Origin of the sequence: Symbiopectobacterium sp., assembly GCF_051710365.1 — a bacterium.
GTDB lineage: Bacteria > Pseudomonadota > Gammaproteobacteria > Enterobacterales > Enterobacteriaceae > Symbiopectobacterium.
On the sequence record NZ_JBPETA010000008.1, the window covers coordinates 1 to 20,915 of the forward strand.

18 protein-coding genes and 4 pseudogenes are annotated in these 20,915 nt (G+C 52.5%); 11 read left to right on the top strand and 11 right to left on the bottom strand.

The window, feature by feature from the left end:
• Nucleotides 1-493: 493 nt before the first annotated feature.
• From ACTBDZ_RS01460 to ACTBDZ_RS01470, 3 genes and pseudogenes are all read left to right on the top strand, one after another.
• Nucleotides 494-1,867 (top strand): annotated as a pseudogene (locus ACTBDZ_RS01460) (amino acid permease); the annotation flags it as partial.
• Between the two features lie 681 nt (nt 1,868-2,548).
• Nucleotides 2,549-2,860 (top strand): autoinducer binding domain-containing protein, encoded by a 312-nt coding sequence (locus tag ACTBDZ_RS01465; protein ID WP_438813952.1) that lies wholly within the window; start codon nt 2,549-2,551, stop codon nt 2,858-2,860.
• On the top strand, nt 2,817-3,338 hold the full coding sequence (locus tag ACTBDZ_RS01470) for a response regulator transcription factor (protein ID WP_438813953.1): 522 nt from the start codon (nt 2,817-2,819) through the stop codon (nt 3,336-3,338). Before ACTBDZ_RS01465 ends, ACTBDZ_RS01470 begins: the two co-directional genes overlap by 44 nt.
• Before the next feature lie 109 nt (nt 3,339-3,447).
• On the opposite strand, the pseudogene ampE reads toward ACTBDZ_RS01470, so the two are convergent.
• Together ampE and ampD are read right to left on the bottom strand one after the other, a co-directional pair.
• Nucleotides 3,448-4,289: pseudogene (gene ampE / locus ACTBDZ_RS01475) on the bottom strand (beta-lactamase regulator AmpE).
• Nucleotides 4,286-4,865 (bottom strand): annotated as a pseudogene (gene ampD, locus ACTBDZ_RS01480) (1,6-anhydro-N-acetylmuramyl-L-alanine amidase AmpD). The pseudogenes ampE and ampD overlap by 4 nt, the downstream one beginning before the upstream one ends.
• 277 nt (nt 4,866-5,142) lie before the next feature.
• On the opposite strand from ampD, the gene ppdD reads away from it, so the two are divergent.
• The 4 genes from ppdD to ACTBDZ_RS01500 are packed head-to-tail and all read left to right on the top strand — an operon-like array spanning nt 5,143 to nt 8,238.
• Entirely contained in the window at nt 5,143-5,589 is a 447-nt protein-coding gene (gene ppdD, locus ACTBDZ_RS01485; RefSeq protein WP_438813978.1) for a prepilin peptidase-dependent pilin, read from the top strand.
• Nucleotides 5,590-5,591: 2 nt separating this feature from the next.
• A complete protein-coding gene (gene gspE / locus ACTBDZ_RS01490) occupies nt 5,592-7,025 on the top strand; it encodes a type II secretion system protein GspE (protein WP_438813954.1) in 1,434 nt (477 codons plus the stop codon).
• Nucleotides 7,026-7,035: 10 nt separating this feature from the next.
• Nucleotides 7,036-7,491: a type II secretion system F family protein gene (locus ACTBDZ_RS01495; RefSeq protein WP_438813955.1), complete on the top strand. Its 456-nt coding sequence runs from the start codon at nt 7,036-7,038 to the stop codon at nt 7,489-7,491.
• A gap of 18 nt (nt 7,492-7,509) precedes the next feature.
• Nucleotides 7,510-8,238 (top strand): type II secretion system F family protein, encoded by a 729-nt coding sequence (locus tag ACTBDZ_RS01500; protein ID WP_438813956.1) that lies wholly within the window; start codon nt 7,510-7,512, stop codon nt 8,236-8,238.
• A gap of 43 nt (nt 8,239-8,281) precedes the next feature.
• Here the strand turns inward: ACTBDZ_RS01500 and ACTBDZ_RS01505 are convergent, their stop codons facing one another.
• Nucleotides 8,282-9,325 (bottom strand): GMP reductase, encoded by a 1,044-nt coding sequence (locus ACTBDZ_RS01505; RefSeq protein ID WP_438813957.1) that lies wholly within the window; start codon nt 9,323-9,325, stop codon nt 8,282-8,284.
• A gap of 185 nt (nt 9,326-9,510) precedes the next feature.
• On the opposite strand from ACTBDZ_RS01505, the gene coaE reads away from it, so the two are divergent.
• The 3 genes and pseudogenes from coaE (at nt 9,511) to yacG (ending at nt 11,106) form a co-directional block, all read left to right on the top strand.
• Nucleotides 9,511-10,128, top strand: coding sequence for a dephospho-CoA kinase (gene coaE / locus ACTBDZ_RS01510; RefSeq protein WP_438813958.1), 618 nt, complete (start codon nt 9,511-9,513; stop codon nt 10,126-10,128).
• Nucleotides 10,129-10,130: 2 nt separating this feature from the next.
• Nucleotides 10,131-10,882, top strand: a pseudogene (gene zapD, locus ACTBDZ_RS01515) (cell division protein ZapD).
• 23 nt (nt 10,883-10,905) lie between these two features.
• Nucleotides 10,906-11,106, top strand: coding sequence for a DNA gyrase inhibitor YacG (gene yacG / locus ACTBDZ_RS01520; RefSeq protein WP_264623695.1), 201 nt, complete (start codon nt 10,906-10,908; stop codon nt 11,104-11,106).
• A gap of 36 nt (nt 11,107-11,142) precedes the next feature.
• Here the strand turns inward: yacG and mutT are convergent, their stop codons facing one another.
• The 3 genes from mutT to secM all read right to left on the bottom strand — a co-directional run bounded on the left by mutT (nt 11,143) and on the right by secM (nt 15,016).
• Nucleotides 11,143-11,541, bottom strand: coding sequence for an 8-oxo-dGTP diphosphatase MutT (gene mutT / locus ACTBDZ_RS01525; protein WP_438813959.1), 399 nt, complete (start codon nt 11,539-11,541; stop codon nt 11,143-11,145).
• Nucleotides 11,542-11,617: 76 nt separating this feature from the next.
• On the bottom strand, nt 11,618-14,326 hold the full coding sequence (secA, locus tag ACTBDZ_RS01530; RefSeq protein WP_438813960.1) for a preprotein translocase subunit SecA: 2,709 nt from the start codon (nt 14,324-14,326) through the stop codon (nt 11,618-11,620).
• Between the two features lie 177 nt (nt 14,327-14,503).
• Complete coding sequence (secM, locus tag ACTBDZ_RS01535; protein WP_438813961.1) at nt 14,504-15,016, bottom strand: secA translation cis-regulator SecM; 513 nt, start codon at nt 15,014-15,016, stop codon at nt 14,504-14,506.
• 34 nt (nt 15,017-15,050) lie between these two features.
• Here secM and ACTBDZ_RS01540 point away from each other — a divergent pair, with 34 nt between their 5' ends.
• The gene (locus ACTBDZ_RS01540) at nt 15,051-15,581 is read left to right on the top strand and encodes a DUF721 domain-containing protein (protein ID WP_438813962.1); all 531 of its coding nucleotides are present in this window, start codon (nt 15,051-15,053) and stop codon (nt 15,579-15,581) included.
• Between the two features lie 44 nt (nt 15,582-15,625).
• Here the strand turns inward: ACTBDZ_RS01540 and lpxC are convergent, their stop codons facing one another.
• From lpxC to ACTBDZ_RS01565, 5 genes are all read right to left on the bottom strand, one after another.
• The gene (gene lpxC / locus ACTBDZ_RS01545) at nt 15,626-16,543 is read right to left on the bottom strand and encodes a UDP-3-O-acyl-N-acetylglucosamine deacetylase (protein WP_438813963.1); all 918 of its coding nucleotides are present in this window, start codon (nt 16,541-16,543) and stop codon (nt 15,626-15,628) included.
• A 102-nt stretch (nt 16,544-16,645) separates the two neighbouring features.
• Nucleotides 16,646-17,797 carry a cell division protein FtsZ gene (ftsZ, locus tag ACTBDZ_RS01550; RefSeq protein ID WP_438813964.1) on the bottom strand — a complete coding sequence of 384 codons (1,152 nt, stop codon included), beginning with the start codon at nt 17,795-17,797 and terminating at the stop codon, nt 16,646-16,648.
• A gap of 66 nt (nt 17,798-17,863) precedes the next feature.
• A complete protein-coding gene (gene ftsA / locus ACTBDZ_RS01555) occupies nt 17,864-19,120 on the bottom strand; it encodes a cell division protein FtsA (RefSeq protein WP_438813965.1) in 1,257 nt (418 codons plus the stop codon).
• Nucleotides 19,117-19,992, bottom strand: a complete 876-nt coding sequence (gene ftsQ, locus ACTBDZ_RS01560; protein ID WP_438813966.1) for a cell division protein FtsQ — start codon at nt 19,990-19,992, stop codon at nt 19,117-19,119. Before ftsQ ends, ftsA begins: the two co-directional genes overlap by 4 nt.
• 1 nt (nt 19,993) lies before the next feature.
• Entirely contained in the window at nt 19,994-20,914 is a 921-nt protein-coding gene (locus ACTBDZ_RS01565) for a D-alanine--D-alanine ligase (protein ID WP_438813967.1), read from the bottom strand.
• Nucleotide 20,915 lies beyond the last annotated feature (1 nt).

Consider the following 20,915-nt stretch of genomic DNA (forward strand, 5'->3'; position numbering starts at 1 on the left):
GTTCAGTATTGGTGACAGACCACCACAAGTATCCAACCTCAATTCTGTTCACAAGACCATCGTTGATGTTCTCGGCGAGCGATACCGTCGAATTTATTCTTAAAGTAGGTGCGGAATGACGGATAATCACAACACCTATACATTAAGCAAAAAAATTACACTGGCTTTATCACCGTGAGGCCATTCCCCCTTTGACATGTCGCTTATGGCAGAAGTCATGCCACATCGCTCGGATGTCAGGGAAGGCAGCCGTCGTTTCAATGCTGGTCTAAAGCTGGTCTAAAAATGTACACAGGCAGTATTTTCGTGGGGCCGATCAACAAATCGAGACAAGAAATCAGTGCAATCTGTTTCGCTTACCACTATTCTCTGACAAACAGTAGTCATCAGCGTATTTCCATCTGATGAACACCGTAAAAATAACATTACACAAACGTAAAATGACGCGAGTATTCGCATCGTGTCTGCTGCACTCTGACAGAGGGTTACATTAATGGATGGTCAACAACACGACGGGACGCTGAAACGCTGCTTAAAAAACCGTCATATTCAGTTGATTGCCCTGGGTGGTGCCGTCGGCACCGGACTGTTTTTAGGGATTGCTGCCACCATAAAAATGGCAGGTCCTTCCGTACTGCTGGGCTATGCCATCGGCGGTATTATCGCGTTTCTCATCATGCGCCAATTGGGAGAGATGGTCGTCGAAGAACCAGTTGCAGGCTCTTTTAGCCATTTTGCCTATAAATATTGGGGTGATTTCGCTGGGTTCGCTTCCGGCTGGAACTATTGGGTGCTGTACGTGCTGGTCGCAATGGCCGAACTGACTGCTGTGGGCATCTATGTGCAGTATTGGTGGCCTGATATTCCCACCTGGGTTTCTGCCGCCGTCTTTTTCCTAGTGATTAATGCCATTAACCTCGCCAATGTCAAAGTGTACGGTGAGATGGAATTCTGGTTTGCCATCATCAAGGTCGTAGCAATTATCGGCATGATCGTATTTGGTGGCTGGCTGCTGTTAAGCGGTCAGGGCGGACCGGAAGCCACGGTGACCGACCTGTGGGCGCAGGGCGGATTTTTCCCGAATGGCATCAACGGTCTGGTTATGGCAATGGCGGTCATCATGTTCTCGTTTGGTGGCCTGGAACTGGTGGGTATCACCGCAGCAGAAGCGGATAACCCGGAAACCAGCATCCCGCGCGCTACCAATCAGGTCATCTACCGTATTCTGATCTTCTATATCGGCTCGCTGGCTATTCTGCTGTCGCTCTACCCTTGGGGGAAAGTTGTGGAAGGGGGGAGCCCGTTTGTCATGATTTTCCACAACCTCGACAGTAATGCCGTGGCAACCATCCTCAACATTGTGGTGTTGACAGCAGCATTATCGGTCTACAACAGCTGCGTGTACTGCAACAGCCGTATGCTTTACGGCCTTACCAAGCAAGGTAATGGCCCGAAAGCGCTGTTAACCGTCGATAGACGCGGTGTGCCCGTTGTTGCCATTGGTATTTCTGCCGCCGCCACTGCGCTGTGCGTTCTGATCAATTACCTGATTCCGGGCAAAGCGTTCGAACTCCTGATGGCATTGGTGGTGTCTGCACTGGTGATAAACTGGGCCATGATCAGCCTGGCGCACCTGAAATTCCGCAAAGCCAAAGAGCAGGAAGGCGTGCAGACTAAATTCAAAGCGCTGCTCTATCCGCTGGGCAATTATATTTGCCTGCTGTTCCTGGCCGGCATTTTAGTGATCATGTTCATCACTCCGGGAATTCAGATTTCCGTTCTGCTGATTCCCGTATGGCTGGTCGTGCTTGGCATAGGGTATGCTATGAAACAGAAAAAACAACGGGTCGCAACCACAACGGGTCGCAACCACCCGATAAGTAATATGACAACGGCCCTACCCCCACCGTCATTCTCGCGAAAGCGGGAATCTCTTGCCGAAGATTTTCGCAGAGATCCCCGGCTTTCGCCCAGGATGACGAGGGGGAAAGTGACTTTACCATCAGAGTAAAACGAGCTGTTTTTCAGCGGTTGTGAATATGACTGGCAGCACATGAATAGGTATTGCTGCAATCAAAAGCACAGGGTAAGACTGTACTTTAGTACATCTGGTATTAATAAATTAAAAGAATTATGGTTAGAGCATAAGAATGAGGGAATAGAGTCGAAAAAAAGTGATCCTCCAGAAGAGGATCATACGCCAAATTGGCCAACACCAGGGAAAAATTTTGCGTATTATTGCGAACAACAGATATGTTGTCAATCGTTGACCATGCTCAGTGAAATTAATTAGGAATTTAGATACACTCCATTTACTTTGAAAAGTAGCAAAAAAGTTTCACATTCAACAGTTTCACTCTGAAATAATACCCATCTAAATATTTACATTTCATAGAAATCCCTTCTTTTGATAGACATACCTCACTGCAAGGTAACCTCTACGTGTTCAGCCAAACGCATTTCGTTTAATCCCCGTAATAACGTAATAACATGATCTTAGTCTATGATATAGATTATAAAGAATTTTACTCAACAATGGAGAAAATACATGCCAAATGCTTTCTATAATAATACTGAAATCAACGTTTCAATCAGAAACCATTTAGAAAAAGAATTAGGCGAATATAACCGCATCAATTTTGCTTATGCGATAATGAACAAAAAAGATCCGACCGACTTTGCAGTAATATCAAATAAGACAGAGTGGTTTTCATTCTATACTCAACATAATTATCAATTTATCGATCCCATCCTCATGACTGCATCATTGCGGATCACACCATTTTCTTGGCATGAAAGCATAGCAACTAATAAAGATGCAAAAAAAAAATATTATTTTCCAAATGGCGAAATATTATAACATAGTTGATGGATATACATTTTTACTTCACGATCATTGTGACCATCTTGCTGTCCTATCGATCATCATGGATAAGCACCATGATAATAATATGGAAAACACCATAACGGATTATAAGAATGACATCCAAATGTTGTTATTGACAACGCATGATAAATTGATAGGTTTTTATCATAAAGAAAATAACGTGGACAGCGTCAATACGCCGCTATCAAGAAAGGCCTTCTCAAAGAGAGAAAATGAAATAATATATTGGGAAAGCATTGGGAAATCATATCAAGAAATCGCTATTATTCTTGCAATAAAACTCACTACAGTAAAATACCATATGGGTAATGCCGTAAAAAAATTGGGCGTTAATAATGCCAAGCACGCGATAAGACGAGGCGTTGAGTTAAATCTCATTAGACCTATTTCGCCCTCTCACAATAGCTACCCCCTTCATAATTCGGGTTTTAAGAGGGCATCAAGTGAGTGACAAGCTGTCTGGAACCGCGTTGAACAAGATTTACGCGGCTCGGAGGATGCCCCCGGGGATGGGCCCCATCAATGCCAGGCATATTGTGATACACACCGCCAGACGCAACTCAAAGCAACGTACCATAAATCGTGAGTGCAGCCACCACCACCACCACAGAGACCTTTTTCGCGAGTATTACCGCGGCGCATCAATAGGGTCGGTGTGAGATTCGCGAACCAGAGAAAATTGTGCCAGTTGCGTAACAACCCAATAGGGAGAATGGTGCAAATCGCCCAACGATGCCAGCCAGGCAGGGAGCGCTTTTTCACCATGGCCTAACAGCGCATAGATGATCCCCGCCAAACGTGCCGGGATCCAATCCAGCCAGCGCAACAAGGCATCAACGCCTGATTGTGCACGGGCCAATGGCGTATGATGCCGCGCCAGACAGGTTTGACGAGCGCGTAAAATGGCATAACCAACCAGCGCTATCGGCCCGTATGGCCCAGCGACCACAAACCAGAACAGCGGCGCCAGATAAAAGCGAAAGTTGAGCCACAGCAATGCATTCTGCAATTCGCTCAGTTTTTCGCGCTCGGTGGCATCCAGCAGTAAACCATGAATCAAAGCCAGCTCTTCTGCCAGCGCTTGCATTGCATCCTGTTCACCGCGTTGTGCTGCGCCAAGGTAATTCTGGTAATGCTGCCGCACCTCGCCGGCACCAATACACAACAGTACGATAGCAATCCAGAGCAACAGCCCCACCAGCCCAAATAATACCCCCTTCGCCAGCCACAGCAACGCAGCAGTTACGGCCATCCCCAACAAGGCTAACAGCAATGTCTGCAATAAAGAGGGGGCTGAGAGCAGGCGAAAAATCATTTCCAGCTGGGCGTCTATCTGCCAGTGATCGTTTTTTTTAAACAAACGCTCCCACGTCAGGGCCAGTAGCAAGGTAAACAGGGTCATGAGCACTCATTCCTCTTATCGTCAATTTCCGGCACCTGGATCAATTGGTGATAGTGCTGCCAGTCAAAGGCCGGACCGGGATCAGTTTTACGCTGAGGGGCTATATCACTGTGCCCGGTAATGCACTGTGGCGTAATAGGGTAATGGTTCAACAACAACCGGGTAACACAGGCCAGCTGTTGGTATTGCTCCTGAGTAAAAGGTAGCGTATCGGTGCCTTCCAGTTCGATACCAATGGAAAAATCGTTACACCGCTCACGGCCGGCAAACTGAGACACTCCGGCATGCCAGGCGCGTTTATCAAAAGAGACATATTGCACAATGCCGCCATCACGGCGAATCAGGCAGTGTACCGACACCCGTAAATGGCTGATGTCCTGAAAATAAGGGTGCGCCTGGGGATCGAGCGTCGCCGTGAACAGTTGGTCGATGTAGGGGCCGCCAAACTCTCCCGGCGGTAAGCTGATATTGTGTATCACCAACAATGAATGAAGGAAGCTCTGCGTCCGGGCGCGCATCACAATGGGGAGAAGGCACCCGTTTTACGCCTGTCAACCAACCCGCTTCCAACTGCATACCACATGCTCCCCAAGAAATGGTGTCATGCCATTATTACTCACCTTTGGTTATTTTCCTAGCAAGGACAGCCTTAAAACAACCATTAACTCATTAAAATATAATAAATTTATTAAAACCCATTTATTTTCTGCGATATCGATTCTGGATTTTAAAAGAATCATGCAACCCGAGCTATTCTTTACGAGTCGACCTTCCAGTTATCCATTTCTGCGCTCGTCCTCCCCCCTTGCCTCTTCTACCTTTATACCAAACCTGCTGACTGAAAAGGACGATGATGAACACAGAACGCGGATTCACCCTGGTTGAGTTGATGATCGTTATCGCGATTGTTGCCATTCTCGCCTCCATTGGAGTCCCCGCTTATCAGGGATACCTGCAAAAGGCTGCCATGACAGACATGCTGCAATCGCTGGCGCCTTATCAAACTGCGGTCAACTTATGCGCGTTAGAAAACAGCAGCGTTGCGCCTTGTAATGCAGGAAGCCAAGGTATTCCTGTTGCGAGAGGCTCACGCTATGTCAGCAATCTCAGCGTAACACAAGGCGTCATCAGTTTGACGGGGCAGTCTGCCTTGCAAGGGTTGCACGTGACCTTAATACCCTATTGGGATAGCGGCAGCAGTTCCGTCATTTGGCGCCGACATTGTCAGGCAGCCTCGCAGGCCGAGAGTTTGATAGTCGCTTGCGAGCAGGTATTTCGTTTCGATGATGTCTCGGAGTAAAAATGCGCACATACGCCCCGTTGGATCAAGAGATCAAGCAGCTGTGCCAACGCTATCAGGCACAGTTGCTGACATTGGATGAACAAACCGTCACTATCGCCGTCACTGGTGATGTGGCTCCTGCATTGCTGACAGCGCTAAAATTTGCCAGTAATCGCCGTATCGTGGTGGAACTCTGGTCACAAGCGAAGCTGGAGCAGGCTTTCCACCCACTACCGCAGGCAGCAGAAAGCGACGCAGTGTTCAGCGTCACACCCACCACCGAGCCAACAGACGAAGAGACGTCCGTTATCCACTATATCAATCAAACGCTGGCACAGGCCTTCCAGCGACGGGCTTCGGATATCCATTTTGAACCCATGGCGGATAACTATCGTGTTCGCATGCGTATTGATGGCGTGCTGCATATCTGCTCATCTCCCCCATTGGACTGGGCGGCACGCCTTACCGCACGACTGAAAATCATGGGGCAGTTGGATATTGCAGAGCGCCGTCTGCCGCAAGACGGTCAGTTCTCGTTTGCGCTCAATGCACAGTCGCTCTCGCTGCGTATTACCACACTGCCCGTACTGGAAGGTGAAAAAATCGTACTGCGCGTATTACAAACCTACCAACAGATGCTCACTCTCGATAGCCTGGGCTTATTGCCGACGGCATACACTTGCCTGACACAGGCGTTACAGCAGCCGCAGGGTATGATCCTGCTGACCGGGCCCACGGGAAGCGGCAAAACCGTGACGCTTTATAGCGCAATATGCTGGCTCAATGAGAGTCAGCGCAACATTTGCAGTGTGGAAGATCCGGTGGAAATCCCGTTGCCGGGCATCAATCAAACCGCATTGAACCTTAAGGCTGAGCTGGATTTCAGCCACATTTTGAGTGCCTTACTGCGTCAAGATCCTGATGTTGTCATGATCGGCGAAATACGTGATAGCGAAACGGCGGAAATTGCCGTGAAAGCGGCGCAAACCGGTCATCTGGTACTATCGACGCTGCACACCAATTCCGCGATTGAAACCCTGACCCGACTCGGCCATTTGGGCATTCCCGGCTATTTGCTCGCGGGTGCGTTGACGCTGCTCATTGCCCAGCGTCTGGTACGGCGTCTCTGTCCACACTGTAAAACACCGGCTTCCCCGCCATTAACATTTCCCGATTCGCTATGGGCAACCCCCGTTCCACACTGGGGGGCACAAGGCTGTGAACACTGCGTGAAGGGATATTATGGTAGAACCGCCCTCTACGAGCTGCTACCGCTCACCCCTGCGCTGCGACACGCATTGAGTCGAGGTGCCAGCACGCAAGACCTCACTGTACTGGCCAACGAAACGGGTTATGGCACGCTATTCATATCGGCATTACGAAGAGTTTCCCAAGGGGAGACATCTGCCGCCGAAATGTATCGCGTCATTGGCACATCACCACACTCTCATTGAGACTGCGGCCATGTCACAAAAACTCTACTACTGGCTTGCTCTCACGTCGAATGGCGAGTTACAGCGCGGGGAAAGCATCGGTAATGCGCGTCAGCACGTTTATCTACGTCTGGCTCAGAAGGGATACCAGCCGTTACGTTTACGGTACCGGCAGACGCTCACGCAACGTTACTGGAAAGCAACGGCCCGTATCGCCTTGTTTAAACAGGTTGCCACATTGCTACAGGCTGGCCTGCCGCTGCTGAATGCACTGCGACTGCTGGCCGAACAACATGAACTGCCGGGATGGCGATGTCTGATTAACGCATTAGCCGATGACATTGCCGAAGGCGAATCTTTTTCCGATGTCCTGCGCCACTACCCACTGGTGTTTCCTACGCTTTATCCCACCCTGGTCGCCGTTGGGGAGATGACCGGTAAACTGGATGTGTGTTGCCAACAGTTAGCGACGCAGCAAGAGCAGTAGCTTCAACTGCAAAAGAAAGTGAAACAAGCGCTGCGCTATCCTGGTTTTGTTCTGGGCGTTAGCGTTACGGTAAGTATCATCATGCTGATATGGGTATTACCCGAATTTGCCAGCTTGTATGATGCATTCGAGACACCGCTACCGCCACTAACTCAGCGCGTTCTGGCACTGGCAGATGTGGTTGCCCATCACGCGCTGCTGCTACTTACGCTACCGGTGAGCATCGTACTGGGGTATCCGGTGTGCCGCGCCCGCTCCATAGCCCTACGACGGCAGGAAGAACGTTTTTTGCTAAAGATCCCACTACTCGGCACACTGATGCGAGGAGAGGCAGTAAGCTATCTTTTCACGCTGCTCGCCTTGACGCAACGCGCTGGGCTGACACTGCCTGCCGGCCTGACAGCCGCTGCCACCCTCCCCTATGTTGCCTATCAGGAAGCGCTAAGCCCGATTCTGCGGAATATAGAGCAGGGGGACTCGCTGCAACAGGCAATGACACCTTACAGCAGGTTATTCCCACCCCCTTGTGCGCAACTGATTCGCGTAGGAGAAGAAACCGGTGCGCTGGACAACATGTTTAACCAGTTAGCGCAATGGCACCAGCAGCAGACAGCACAGCGCGCGGAAACGCTAACCCACACGTTGGAGCCACTGCTGATCGTGCTGGTTGGGGGCATAATTGGTACGTTGGTGATCGCCATGTATCTGCCCATCTTCCAATTCGGGAATCTGATGGCGAATGCGTAATCGCTTCGCCATCTTCGTGCAGTCTGCACCGCGCGTGCTGGCGCTAGGTGCCGTTATAGATGCGGTTTTCCTGCTCTGCCACACGAATAAACGTGGTGCGCTTGGTGAGCTCTTTCAGGCGAGAAGCACCAACGTATGTGCATGCCGAACGCAAACCGCCCAGAATATCACGTACGGTATTATCAACCGAACCGCGCAGTGGCAGCTTGACCGTTTTCCCTTCTGCGGCGCGATACTCTGCGACACCGCCGGAATGGCGCTCCATCGCAGAGGCAGAACTCATGCCATAAAACAGCATCAATTTCTCGCCATTCTCTTCCACCACCCGGCCTTCACACTCATCGTGGCCCGCCAGCATGCCGCCGAGCATCACAAAATCTGCGCCGCCGCCAAAGGCTTTCGCCACGTCACCCGGCATCGAGCAGCCACCGTCACTGACGATCTGTCCGCCCAAGCCGTGTGCGGCATCCGCACACTCGATCACAGCAGAGAGTTGCGGATAACCCACACCGGTTTTCACTCGCGTGGTACACACTGAACCTGGTCCGATCCCCGCCTTGACGATATCCGCGCCAGAGAGAATCAGCTCTTCCACCATTTCGCCCGTCACGACGTTCCCAGCGCAAATGACCTTATCCGGCCAGGCTTCACGCGCTTTTTGCAGGAAATTAACGAAGTGCTCGGAATAGCCGTTGGCAACGTCGATACAGATAAATTTGAGTTCAGCCGACAGCGCCAGGATCTGTTTCACCTTGACGAAATCCGCCTCCGAGGTACCGGTGGACACCATCACATGGCGTAATACCGTTTCAGGCGCTTCTTTGACGAACTGCGCCCACTGCTCCACGCTGTAGTGCTTATGTACCGCAGTCAGCACGTCAAATTCCGCCAGCGCACGCGCCATACGAAAGGTGCCTACGGTATCCATATTGGCTGCAATCACCGGTACACCAGACCAGGTGCTCTGAGCATGAAGGAAGGTGAATTGGCGTTCCAATTCAACATCAGAACGACTTTTCAAGGTAGAACGCTTGGGGCGAATAAGGACATCTTTGAAACCGAGCTTCAGATCTTCTTCAATACGCATGACGGTTATCTTCCTGGTTATAGCGGCGAGTATGCCAGCAATGCGGCCACGTAAAGTACAAAGGGAGAATGCCATTCCCAGTTACCTCATCATACGCAGTAATAATGCAACAACAAGACTGCGAATTTCCCTTTATTTGGGCTAGAATCCCATAAATTTACCTGCTCATTTTCACACAAGGCGTTATGACCTATATCGTAGCCTTAACAGGTGGCATCGGCAGCGGCAAAAGTTCGGTCGCCAATGCCTTCGCCACCTTCGGGATCCCGGTTGTCGATGCCGATGTCATCGCACGTCAGGTGGTTGAACCCGGTACGCCAGCGTTATCGGCTATTCAGGCGCATTTTGGTAACGATATGTTGAATAGCGATGGCACCTTGAATCGTGCCATGCTCCGCCAGCGCATCTTTTCCTCAACAGAGGATAAAACGTGGCTAAATGCCTTATTGCACCCCTTGATTCATGCAGAAATACGGCGACAATGGCAACAGACAAAAGGCCCCTATGTGCTGTGGGTGGTGCCGCTGTTGGTAGAGAATGGGCTGCAATCCCTGGCGCAGCGCGTGGCGGTCGTTGATGTGGAAAGAGACACGCAATTAGAACGCCTGCTTGCTCGCGACAAGGTAAATCGCCAGCAGGCTGAGAACATACTCGCGGCACAGGCAACGCGTGAACAGCGGTTGGCCTGTGCGGATGACATTATTGATAACAACGGTCGCCCCGGGGCGTGGATGGAGCAGGTCGCCGCGTTACATCAACGCTACCTCGCCCTTGCCGCCGACAACGACCGACAGAACAAGTAACAATGAGCGATGCCCTTTCCACCGTGTTGTTTGAATACCCACTCAATGAAAAGACGCGTACCTGGCTACGTTTGGAAACGCTGCTGCAACAGTTGCATGAAAATCACAGTTGGGCAGATATGGGCAGTGCGCTTGCCTTCTTCCGTGCCGTGGTCGATTTGCTCGACGTACTAGAACGCGGAGACATTCGTACTGAACTGCTCAAAGAGCTGGAGCGCCAACAACAAAAGCTGCTGCAATGGAGCGATGTACCCGGCGTCGATCATGATCGTATCCATGCACTACGCCAGCGTTTGAAGCAACTCGCAGCCGTGCTGATGTCCGCCCCGCGCATGGGGCAATTCTTGCGCGAAGACAAGTTAATTGGCATGGTACGGCAGCGCCTGAGCATTCCGAGCGGTTGTTGCAGTTTTGATGTGCCAACCCTGCATCTGTGGCTGCATCAGCCGCAGGCGCAAAAGCAACAAGTGATCGATGCCTGGCTACACTCGCTGTCACCGCTAAAAAACTCGCTCGACCAGGTGCTGGAGCTGATTCGCCACTCGGGTACTTTTCGGGCACAAACCAGTTTGAACGGATTCTTTCAAGATAACGCGGTGGATGCCGACCTGATTCGTTTGCAATTGGCTATCGAGCATCAGCTCTACCCTCAGGTATCAGGACATAAATCACGCTTTGCGATTCGCTTTTTGCCATTAGACAGCGAAAATGGTCAGGTCCTGCGCGCCTGTCCTTTGAATTAGCCTGTTGTTAACCGATATTGCTGTAGGAAAAAACATGGATAACGAAACCTTCACTGTTAGCTGCCCCACCTGCAAAAAGTCGGTGGAGTGGGGAGAAAATAGCCCTTATCGCCCCTTTTGCAGCAAACGCTGCCAGCTTATCGATCTCGGGGAATGGGCAGATGAAGAAAAGCGAATCCCGAGCAATGAAGATATTTCGGACAGCGACGAATGGAGCGAAGAACCTCGCCATTAACGCCTGACGATTAATCAGCGGGGTTGTTGCACCGATTTAGCAATGCGTTTCCTTCAGCCAGCGGATCATCTCGGCGTTGGCGGGAGGAAATTCATCTTCCAGCAGCGACGCGGCATCCAGCCAGCGAGAAGGCTGCTCTTCACGCCCATAGGGTTCACCCTGCCAGCGTTCAACCATAAAGAAGTGCAGCGTAATAATGCGCTCATCGGTTTCCACGGTTTTGCTGTTCAGCACTATCGGCGCCAGCGCTTCAATCCCCGCTTCTTCACGCAGTTCACGAATCAACGCCTGTTCAGCGGTTTCGCCCGGTTCCACTTTTCCGCCAGGAAACTCCCACATTCCCCCCATGTGTACGCCCTGAGGGCGACGGGCGATAAAAAACTCGCGTTGCGCATTACGAATAATGCCTACCGCAACGTTCAGGTGTTTACGCACGACTTACTCCTTCAGATTCCAGCCAAATAAAAGGCGGTCATTACCGCCTCTTCGTTATATCACAGTGAGCGAGGCATTAGTGCTGCAAACGGCCATGACACTGCTTGTACTTTTTACCAGAGCCGCACGGGCACGGATCGTTGCGACCAATCTTGCGATCGCCCTGCCCGGCAGCCGCTGCCGCCGCGCTGATCTGATCGTCGCTCTGGTGGCTCAGCTGTTGCTGACGCGCCAGGCATTCCGCCTCTTCGCGACGCTGTTGCTCCAGCGCTTCAACTTCTTCCGGCATCCTGACCTGCACCTTACTCAGCGTGCTGATCACTTCATATTTCAAGGACTCCAGCATGTTGGCAAACATGGAGAAGGATTCGCGCTTGTACTCTTGCTTCGGATCTTTCTGCGCGTAGCCGCGCAGGTGGATACCCTGACGCAGATAATCCATCGCCGCCAGATGCTCTTTCCACAAAGAATCCAGCGTTTGCAGCATCACGCCCTTCTCGAAGTTGCGCATCACATCGACACCGACCACTTCTTCTTTGCGCTGATAGACATCGACGGCTTGTTGCAGGATACGCTCACGCAGGGTCTCTTCATGCAGCGTATGCTCTTCATCCAACCAGGCCGAAATCGGCAAATCGAGGTCGAAATCGTTTTTCAGGCGCTGCTCCAGCCCTTCGATATCCCACTGCTCTTCCAGAGACTGAGGCGGAATGTGGTTATCAATCGCCAGTTTAAACACGTCTTCACGGATGCTGTTGATGGTTTCGCTGATATCCACCACGTCCAGCAATTCATTACGCTGGGTGTAAATGGCACGACGCTGATCGTTAGCCACGTCATCATATTCCAGCAACTGCTTACGAATATCAAAGTTGCGGCTTTCCACCTTGCGCTGGGCGTTGGCGATCGCTTTAGTCACCCACGGGTGCTCAATGGCTTCACCCGGTTTCATTCCCAGTTTACGCATCATGTTGGAGACGCGATCGGAAGCAAAAATACGCATCAGCGCATCTTCCATCGACAGGTAAAAACGGGAGGAACCCGCATCCCCCTGACGACCAGAACGGCCACGCAACTGGTTATCGATACGGCGTGATTCATGACGTTCCGTACCGATAATGTGCAAACCACCGGCAGCCAATACCGCATCGTGACGTACTTGCCATGCGGCTTTAGCTTCGGCAATCGCGGCCTCATCCGGATCGTCCAGCAGCGCCAAATCGGCCTGCAAGCTGCCGCCCAGCACGATATCGGTACCACGACCCGCCATGTTGGTGGCGATAGTCACTGCACTTGCCTGACTGGCCTGCGCAACGATATCCGCTTCCTTGGCGTGGAATTTGGCGTTCAGGACGTTGTGCTTGATGCCTGCCTTGGTCAGCGCTTCTGACACCACTTCCGATTTTTCGATGGAGATAGTCCCCACCAACACCGGCTGGCCCTTCACGCTACGCTCTTTAATATCTTCGATGATCGCGTCGATCTTTTCCTGTTCAGTCATGTAGACCAGATCGGGTAAATCTTTACGGATCATCGGGCGGTTGGTCGGTACCACAATGGTATCGAGCTTATAAATGGAGCTGAATTCGAACGCTTCGGTATCGGCCGTACCGGTCATCCCGGCCAGCTTTTCGTACAGGCGGAAGTAGTTCTGGAAGGTGATCGACGCCAGCGTCTGGTTTTCGTTCTGGATCTTCACGTTCTCTTTGGCTTCCACCGCTTGGTGCAACCCATCAGACCAGCGACACCCCTGCATGGTACGACCGGTGTGCTCATCCACGATGATCACTTCGCCGTCTTTTACGATGTAGTCAACATCACGGGTGAACAGCACATGGGCGCGCAGCGCTGCGGTAACGTGGTGCATCAGCATGATATTGGTTGGAGAATACAGCGACTCCCCATCATCCATGATGCCTTGTTTTACCAGCAGTTCCTCCACCAGCACCAGACCGCGTTCGGTCAGGTTAACCTGACGCGCTTTTTCATCCACCGAGAAGTGCCCTTCACCGTGGAAGGTATCGGAGTCTTCTTTTTCCTGACGAATCAGGTGCGGAATGATTTTATTGACGCGAATATAGAGATCGGAGCTATCTTCCGCCGGACCGGAAATGATCAGCGGGGTACGCGCTTCATCAATCAGGATGGAGTCCACTTCATCCACCAACGCATAATAAAGCTTACGCTGCACGCGCTCTTCGGGGCTGAATGCCATGTTGTCGCGCAGATAGTCAAAGCCGTACTCGTTGTTGGTACCGTAAGTGATATTGGCTGCATAGGCTTCACGTTTGGCTGGTGCAGGCATGCCCGGCAGGTTGATGCCAACCGTCAAGCCCAGGTATTCAAACAGCGGGCGGTTATTCTCGGCGTCACGCTGTGCCAGGTAGTCGTTCACTGTCACCACGTGCACACCGCGGCCGGTCAGGGCATTGAGGTAGGCAGGCAACGTTGCGGTCAGAGTCTTACCTTCACCGGTACGCATTTCTGCGATGCAGCGTTCGTTCAGTACCATGCCGCCCATCAACTGGACGTCAAAATGGCGCATACCAAACACACGCTTACTGGCTTCACGCACCACCGCAAACGCCTCAGGCAGTAACGCTTCAAGGGTTTCCCCTTTTTCAAGACGCGCGCGGAATTCAGCGGTTTTTGCCTTCAGTTCATCATCAGACAGCGCTTCGATGGCCGGTTCCATTCGGTTGATCACATCAACCACTTTACGCATACGGCGCAGCGTACGATCGTTACGGCTGCCAAAAACTTTAGTCAGAATACTGGTTAACATAATGATTTTATTCTCACGTAGGCCGCTGTTTCAGCGACGATACGATAGCTACTCATAATTCCTTTCATCGCAATCCGGAGATCGGCGAGAAGAAGCGGTATTCGCGTTTGCATTCAGAACAGTGACATTGTCCATGTTCATCGTTATACGCCATGAAAACGCGAGTGAAACGGCGTGTCAGGCAGAGAGTGCTGGCCCAGCGCGGATGCCACGGACTTGAGACAACCACAGCCCGATACGGTGAGGAGAAGCGGCAAAAACCAGGGTGCCGCGCGGTAAGGGGTGTAACGCCGAGGGGGTTTCCGGCAGCGTCAACAGCGCATTGAGCGTATCCAGAATCACCAGCGGGTGAGCACTCAACGCCGCCTCTGCCTCCGGCAATGCGTGTGCCTGAGGCACCGTCAACGCAAACGAGAGATGGCGAATAACCGTGCGAATGGCATGTTGATGCCAATAATCGATACCAAATGACGTGCGGCGATGCACCTCTTTCAAACTGGCCAGTTCGGTCAGACTGAAAGCAACGGGATTCTGGCGACTGATACTGGCCGTCGCGTTTGACGCAGAAGCATGCTCGTTGGTTTCGTTAAGGCTGGTCGGCAGACCAAGGCTGGCCGCAACCATCCCCAACAGGAGATGTGGCCAAAAATAACGTCTGCCAAATTGTCGCCAACAATTTAGAATACCCATGACGAGTTTATTTGCCCACCGGAGCCTGATGCCTATGCGTGATAGCCGCCCCCAATCACTGGAGTCCCTGTTCGATAGCGTGTCAGGGGGAAATAAAGGCCCCTTGCACGATGTCCAACAGCGCGCTATCGCCTTGTTAAAACTTAATCGGGCCGTGAAAGGCTTATTGCCTTCTCAACTGCACCCGTGGTGTCGCGTCGCGAATTACCGACAAGGCCACCTGATTCTGGAAACTGCCAATGCAAGCTGGTTAATGCGGTTACGTTATGAGCAACCCTCGTTACTCTCAGCATTGCGCGCTCAGATATTACCATCATTGGCATCGATCGACATCAGGATTAATCCCGCGCTGGCCGCAAAAGGGGATGAAACTGTATCGGGAAAGGATAATTTGAGCGTAGAAAACAAAAATTCAGATACGCCGCCCCGTCAACTGAGCGAACAAAGTGCCGAGACGCTCCGGCATTTAGCCAGCCACAGTCCGGAAAAATTGAGGAAAATATTAGAAAGGCTGGCTTCACTCGCCGGAGAGGGTACGAGTGAAACCAGCCAACAGAAAAAATAACCTGTCACATTCGCCTGAACGACGGCACTAACGCCCGATGTCGGTTACGCCAGCACCGTAGAAGGCGCTTTGAACGCCAATGGCACTTCGCGCTCGTTTTCAAAGGTGACGTATTCCCACGCTTCCTGCTTAGCCAACACCGCCTGCAACAATTTGTTGTTGAGCGCGTGACCAGATTTGAAAGCAGAGAACGCACCGATGATGTTATAACCACACATGAACAGGTCACCGATAGCATCCAGCATTTTATGACGCACAAACTCGTCTTCAAAACGCAGGCCATCTTCGTTCAGCACACGATAATCGTCTACCACGATAGCGCAATCCATACTGCCGCCCAGGCACAGGCCGCGGGATTGCAGGTATTCGATATCGCGCATAAAGCCGAAAGTACGCGCACGGCTGATCTGGCGAATAAACGCATCGGCTGAGAAATCCAGGCAATAGCGCTGTGAGCCGGCATCAATGGCTGGGTGGTTAAAATCGATAGTGAAATCAAGGCTGAAACCGTTATACGGGTTCAGTTCTGCCCATTTATCACCGTCTTCAACCCGCACAGGCTGTTTGATGCGAACAAACTTTTTGGCGCAGTTCAGCTCTTCAATACCGGCATCAAGCAGCAGGTAGACGAACGGGCTGGCACTGCCATCCATAATTGGAATTTCCGGGGCATCAACATCAATCACGATGTTATCGATACCCAACCCCGCCAAGGCGGCGTTCAGGTGTTCCACCGTTGAAATACGCACGTCATGCTCGTTTACCAGGCAAGTACAGAGCATGGTATCACTCACGGATTTGGCATCAGCCGGAAAATCAACCGGTGGATTCAAGTCAGTGCGGCGATAGATGACCCCGGTATTCGCCGGTGCAGGTCGCATCGTCAGAGTGACTTTCTTGCCGGTATGCAAACCGACGCCCGTCGCCTGTACGATACGCTTTAATGTACGTTTTTTGATCATCGTATTATCTCGCAATGTTACTGAACCAACCGTCCTAGCTTACACCAAGATCGGCGGGACAGTTTAGCACAAAGAGCGGAGATTCCAATCACAAGGCGGAGGTTAGTTCGCTTGTTTACGCAAAAATGCGGGAATATCCAAATAGTCAGGCTCTTTGTTGATTTGTACCGTTTGGTCATTCACCACCTTGGCTGCCGGTTTTTCCTGCGTCAGCGGCGTCATACCGTGCTGCTGATAACGGTGATCCATAACCGGCTGGCTGGCTTGTTTGTTGGTCACCAGCGTAATTTCCGGGCGCTTGTCCATGCCGATACCGGTCGCCACCACGGTGACGCGCAGTTCGTCGTTCATGTCCGGATCCAACGAGGTACCAATCACCACGGTGGCATTGTCAGAGGCGAACGCACGAATGGTGTTACCCACAGTTTCGAACTCATCCAGACGCAGGTCAAAGCCCGCCGTGATGTTGACCAACACGCCGCGCGCGCCAGACAGGTCGATATCTTCCAGCAGCGGGCTGGAAATCGCCATTTCAGCCGCTTCTTCGGCACGGTCTTCACCGCGCGCCACGCCAGAGCCCATCATGGCATAACCCATTTCTGACATCACGGTGCGCACGTCCGCAAAGTCCACGTTCATCAGGCCAGGACGGGTAATCAGTTCGGCAATACCTTGGACAGCGCCTTTCAGTACATCGTTCGCTGCACCGAACGCATCCAGCAAAGAAATACCGCGACCCAGCACTTTCAGCAGTTTGTCGTTAGGGATGGTGATCAGCGAATCCACATGCTTGGACAGCTCGGCAATCCCCTGCTCGGCAAACGCCATGCGTTTTTTACCTTCGAAGTTGAAGGGCTTGGTCACAACCGCAACCGTCAGGATACCGAGATCCTTTGCCACTTCAGCTACCACGGGTGCTGCACCGGTGCCGGTACCGCCGCCCATACCGGCAGCGATGAACACCATGTCCGCGCCATCAAGCGCAGCACGCAGCGCTTCACGGTCTTCTTCCGCCGAGTTACGACCCACTTCCGGGTTGGCACCTGCGCCCAGCCCTTTGGTGATGCCGCTACCAATCTGAATAGTCTGACCCACCGCAGTCTTGCGCAGTGCCTGCGCATCGGTATTCACTGCGAAGAATTCGACACCTTCGATGCGCTCTCGCACCATATGTTCGACTGCGTTACCGCCGCCACCGCCGGCGCCGATGACTTTAATCACCGCGTCGTTGGTTAACTCCATTGGTTCAAACATAATTTCTCTCCGTTTTGTGCCTGTACCGCGAGATCGTCAAGTGTGCCACACGATCTCTGATAAACATTAAAATTCCTTTCTCAGCCAGCTACTGATGCGTTTAAACCAATTGCCCACTGAGCCACGTTTTTCTACTTCGTGCTCACCGCCCAGGTGAGACTCTTTGCCGTAATGCAGCAGCCCGACCGCCGTTGAGTAGAAGGGCTCCTGCGCATAATCCGTTAAGCCTGTTATATTCAGTGGCTGACCGATACGCACCTGCGTGTGGAATACGCGCTTGGCGCAATCAACCAGCCCGTCGATCTGAGCGGCACCGCCCGTCAGCACAATGCCAGCGGCCAAATGGTGCTTCACGCCCTGCTGACGGAGTTGCTCCTGCAATTGCAAAATTTCATCGTTCACCAAATTGAGCAATTCGGTGTAACGCGGTTCAATCACTTCAGCCAGCGTCTGTCGTTGCAGACTGCGTGGCGGCCGACCGCCGACGCTCGGTACTTCCAGATTTTCGTCTTTGCTGACAATCGCGCCTAATGCACAACCGTGGCGTACCTTGATGGCTTCCGCATCCGTGGGCGGCGTGCCAAACGCATAAGCAATGTCGCTGGTCACCACATTGCCCGCGTAAGGGATCACTTTGGTGTGGCGCAGCGCACCGCCGGTATAGACCGCGATATCCATGGTGCCACCACCGATATCCACCACGCAAACACCCAACTCACGCTCATCTTCCGTCAGCACGGCGTAGCTGGAAGCCAGGCCAGCGAAAATCAGTTGATCCACTTTCAAACCGCAGCGCTCTACGGCTTTGACAATGTTTTTCGCCATATCGTTATGGCAGGTGATCAAATGCACCTTTGCCTGCATGCGCACGCCGGAAAGCCCAATCGGGTTCTTGATCCCTTCCTGGTAATCAATGGCGTACTCTTGCGGAATCACATGCAAAATACGGTGTTCATCGCGCACGCGCACAGATTTAGCCGTGTGCACCACGCTCTCGACGTCATCCTGCGTCACTTCTTCTTCCGAAATCGGCACGATACCGATTTCATTCTGGCAACTGATGTGCTTGCCCGACAGCGCCAAATAGACGGAAGAGATTTGACAATCCGCCATCAGTTCGGCCTGGTCGATGGTCCGCTGTACGCATTTTACAACGGACTCCAAATCGTTAACGCCGCCTTTGTCCATCCCGCGTGACGGACAACTGCCCACGCCGATGATATTGACCATGCCATCGTGCAGAACTTCCCCTACCAGTGCAGCCACTTTTGCTGTACCGATTTCCAGCCCAACTACCAGTTTTTTGTCCGTCGACTTGATCATTGTTGTTTAGCCTGTGCCTGATTCTGTTGCTGATTACCGTTCTGTTTTTGATCAACGTCTTTTCGCTGAGCATTTCCCTGCTGCTGATCCAGCAGAGGCGGTGCCCATCCTACCGCGGCACCGGTGTCGTAACGTAAGTCCACGTAGCTAACACGTTTGTTGTCGTTCTGTGCCTGCCGCTGCAACAGCGGGTAAAGCTCAAGAAAACGTTCCAAACGCCGGGCCCGTTCATCACGCCCCAATTCCAGACGGATGTCATCTTCCAGCCCCAACTGCCACGAATGCCGTGCACTCATCGCCACCATTTTTAATGTCAGCTTACTGCTCGCCAACACCTGACTCATGGTGCGGTAGCCTTCCAGCACATCGTTTTCACTGCCTTCTGGCCCGTACAGCAACGGCATTTTGCGATTACCGACCCGTTCGGCGGGCACGCTGAAGGAATTTCCTTCTGCATCCGCCATCAGTTGGTCATTCCACCGCGCTACGGGCACATATTCAACCAGATGAATCTTTAATTCGTCAGGCCACTGCTTACGCACGCTGGCCTGTTTGATCCACGGCAGACGTTCAATCTGCTGTTGGATAACATCCACATCCTGCGTCATAAAGGTGCCCAGCGCGCCCAGCGACAATATCGCCTGGCGAATATCATCATGGGTGGTATAGTGCCGCTCACCAGTAACCACCAAACGAGAAAGCGGTAACCGGCTGGCATCCTTCATCCACTGCAACACCATCCAGCCGCCCCACAGGATGGTGCCCAGCACCATCAGCAGGAACAACAATCCAGCCAACTGCCCACCGTTACTGCGACGCCCGCCTTTTGGCTCTTCGTCGCGTCCGCGCAAATTCCGCGCCGCCTGGGACATATCAAACAGCCGAGGCCAGGATCTGCGCGACGAGCTGCGAGAAGCTCATCCCGTGCTGCCTGGCAGCCATCGGCACCAGGCTGTGATCCGTCATACCGGGCGAGGTATTCACCTCCAACAGGTAAAACGCCCCGTCCGCATCCAGCATCAGGTCAACGCGTCCCCAGCCGCGACATCCCAATGCCGCAAAGGCCGCTTGCGCCAGTGCACCGATGGCCTGCTCCTGCTCTGCCAGCAGCCCACTGGGACAAAAATACTGCGTCTCGTCAGAGAGGTACTTCGCATCATAATCGTAAAACGCGCCCGCCGCCTGAATACGAATCGAGGGCAGAACCGTCTCACCTAACAGCGCCACCGTATACTCCGGCCCACTCAGCCACTTCTCAACCAACACATCGTCGTCATGTTGAAACGCGGTGTCCAGCGCCGTCACCAGTTCCTCTTGCTGCACCACTTTACTCATACCGACGCTGGAACCTTCACGGCTCGGTTTCACGATCAGCGGCAACCCGAGGTGCGCGCAGGCTGACTGCAACTGCTCAGACGTTGACGCGTTATACTGTGCCCGCGTCAACGCGACATAAGGGGCTATCGGTAATCCCAGCGACTGCCACACCAACTTGGTACGCCACTTATCCATGGTCAGCGCCGACGCCATCACCCCGCTGCCGGTGTAAGGCAACTGCAAAAACTCCAATACGCCTTGCAGCGTGCCGTCTTCACCGCCACGACCGTGCAGGGCGATAAACACTTTGTCAAACCCGGCCTCTTTCAGGCGAGTGACCGGAAAATCGCGCGGGTCAACGGCTTCGGCATCAACTCCAGCCTCTTTTAGCCCGGCAACCACCGCCTGCCCGGAACGCAGTGACACATCACGCTCCGCCGATGTTCCTCCCAGCAGCACTGCCACTTTTTCCGCCATA

Bases quoted from the DNA above. Each gene is read 5' to 3' on its own strand.
- ACTBDZ_RS01465 (WP_438813952.1), top strand. From the start codon at position 2,549: ATGCCAAATGCTTTCTATAATAATACTGAAATCAACGTTTCAATCAGA.
- ACTBDZ_RS01470 (WP_438813953.1), top strand. From the start codon at position 2,817: ATGCAAAAAAAAAATATTATTTTCCAAATGGCGAAATATTATAACATA.
- ppdD (WP_438813978.1), top strand. From the start codon at position 5,143: ATGAACACAGAACGCGGATTCACCCTGGTTGAGTTGATGATCGTTATC.
- gspE (WP_438813954.1), top strand. From the start codon at position 5,592: ATGCGCACATACGCCCCGTTGGATCAAGAGATCAAGCAGCTGTGCCAA.
- ACTBDZ_RS01495 (WP_438813955.1), top strand. From the start codon at position 7,036: ATGTCACAAAAACTCTACTACTGGCTTGCTCTCACGTCGAATGGCGAG.
- ACTBDZ_RS01505 (WP_438813957.1), bottom strand. From the start codon at position 9,325: ATGCGTATTGAAGAAGATCTGAAGCTCGGTTTCAAAGATGTCCTTATT.
- coaE (WP_438813958.1), top strand. From the start codon at position 9,511: ATGACCTATATCGTAGCCTTAACAGGTGGCATCGGCAGCGGCAAAAGT.
- yacG (WP_264623695.1), top strand. From the start codon at position 10,906: ATGGATAACGAAACCTTCACTGTTAGCTGCCCCACCTGCAAAAAGTCG.
- secA (WP_438813960.1), bottom strand. From the start codon at position 14,326: ATGTTAACCAGTATTCTGACTAAAGTTTTTGGCAGCCGTAACGATCGT.
- secM (WP_438813961.1), bottom strand. From the start codon at position 15,016: ATGGGTATTCTAAATTGTTGGCGACAATTTGGCAGACGTTATTTTTGG.
- ACTBDZ_RS01540 (WP_438813962.1), top strand. From the start codon at position 15,051: ATGCGTGATAGCCGCCCCCAATCACTGGAGTCCCTGTTCGATAGCGTG.
- lpxC (WP_438813963.1), bottom strand. From the start codon at position 16,543: ATGATCAAAAAACGTACATTAAAGCGTATCGTACAGGCGACGGGCGTC.
- ftsZ (WP_438813964.1), bottom strand. From the start codon at position 17,797: ATGTTTGAACCAATGGAGTTAACCAACGACGCGGTGATTAAAGTCATC.
- ftsA (WP_438813965.1), bottom strand. From the start codon at position 19,120: ATGATCAAGTCGACGGACAAAAAACTGGTAGTTGGGCTGGAAATCGGT.
- ftsQ (WP_438813966.1), bottom strand. From the start codon at position 19,992: ATGTCCCAGGCGGCGCGGAATTTGCGCGGACGCGACGAAGAGCCAAAA.
- ACTBDZ_RS01565 (WP_438813967.1), bottom strand. From the start codon at position 20,914: ATGGCGGAAAAAGTGGCAGTGCTGCTGGGAGGAACATCGGCGGAGCGT.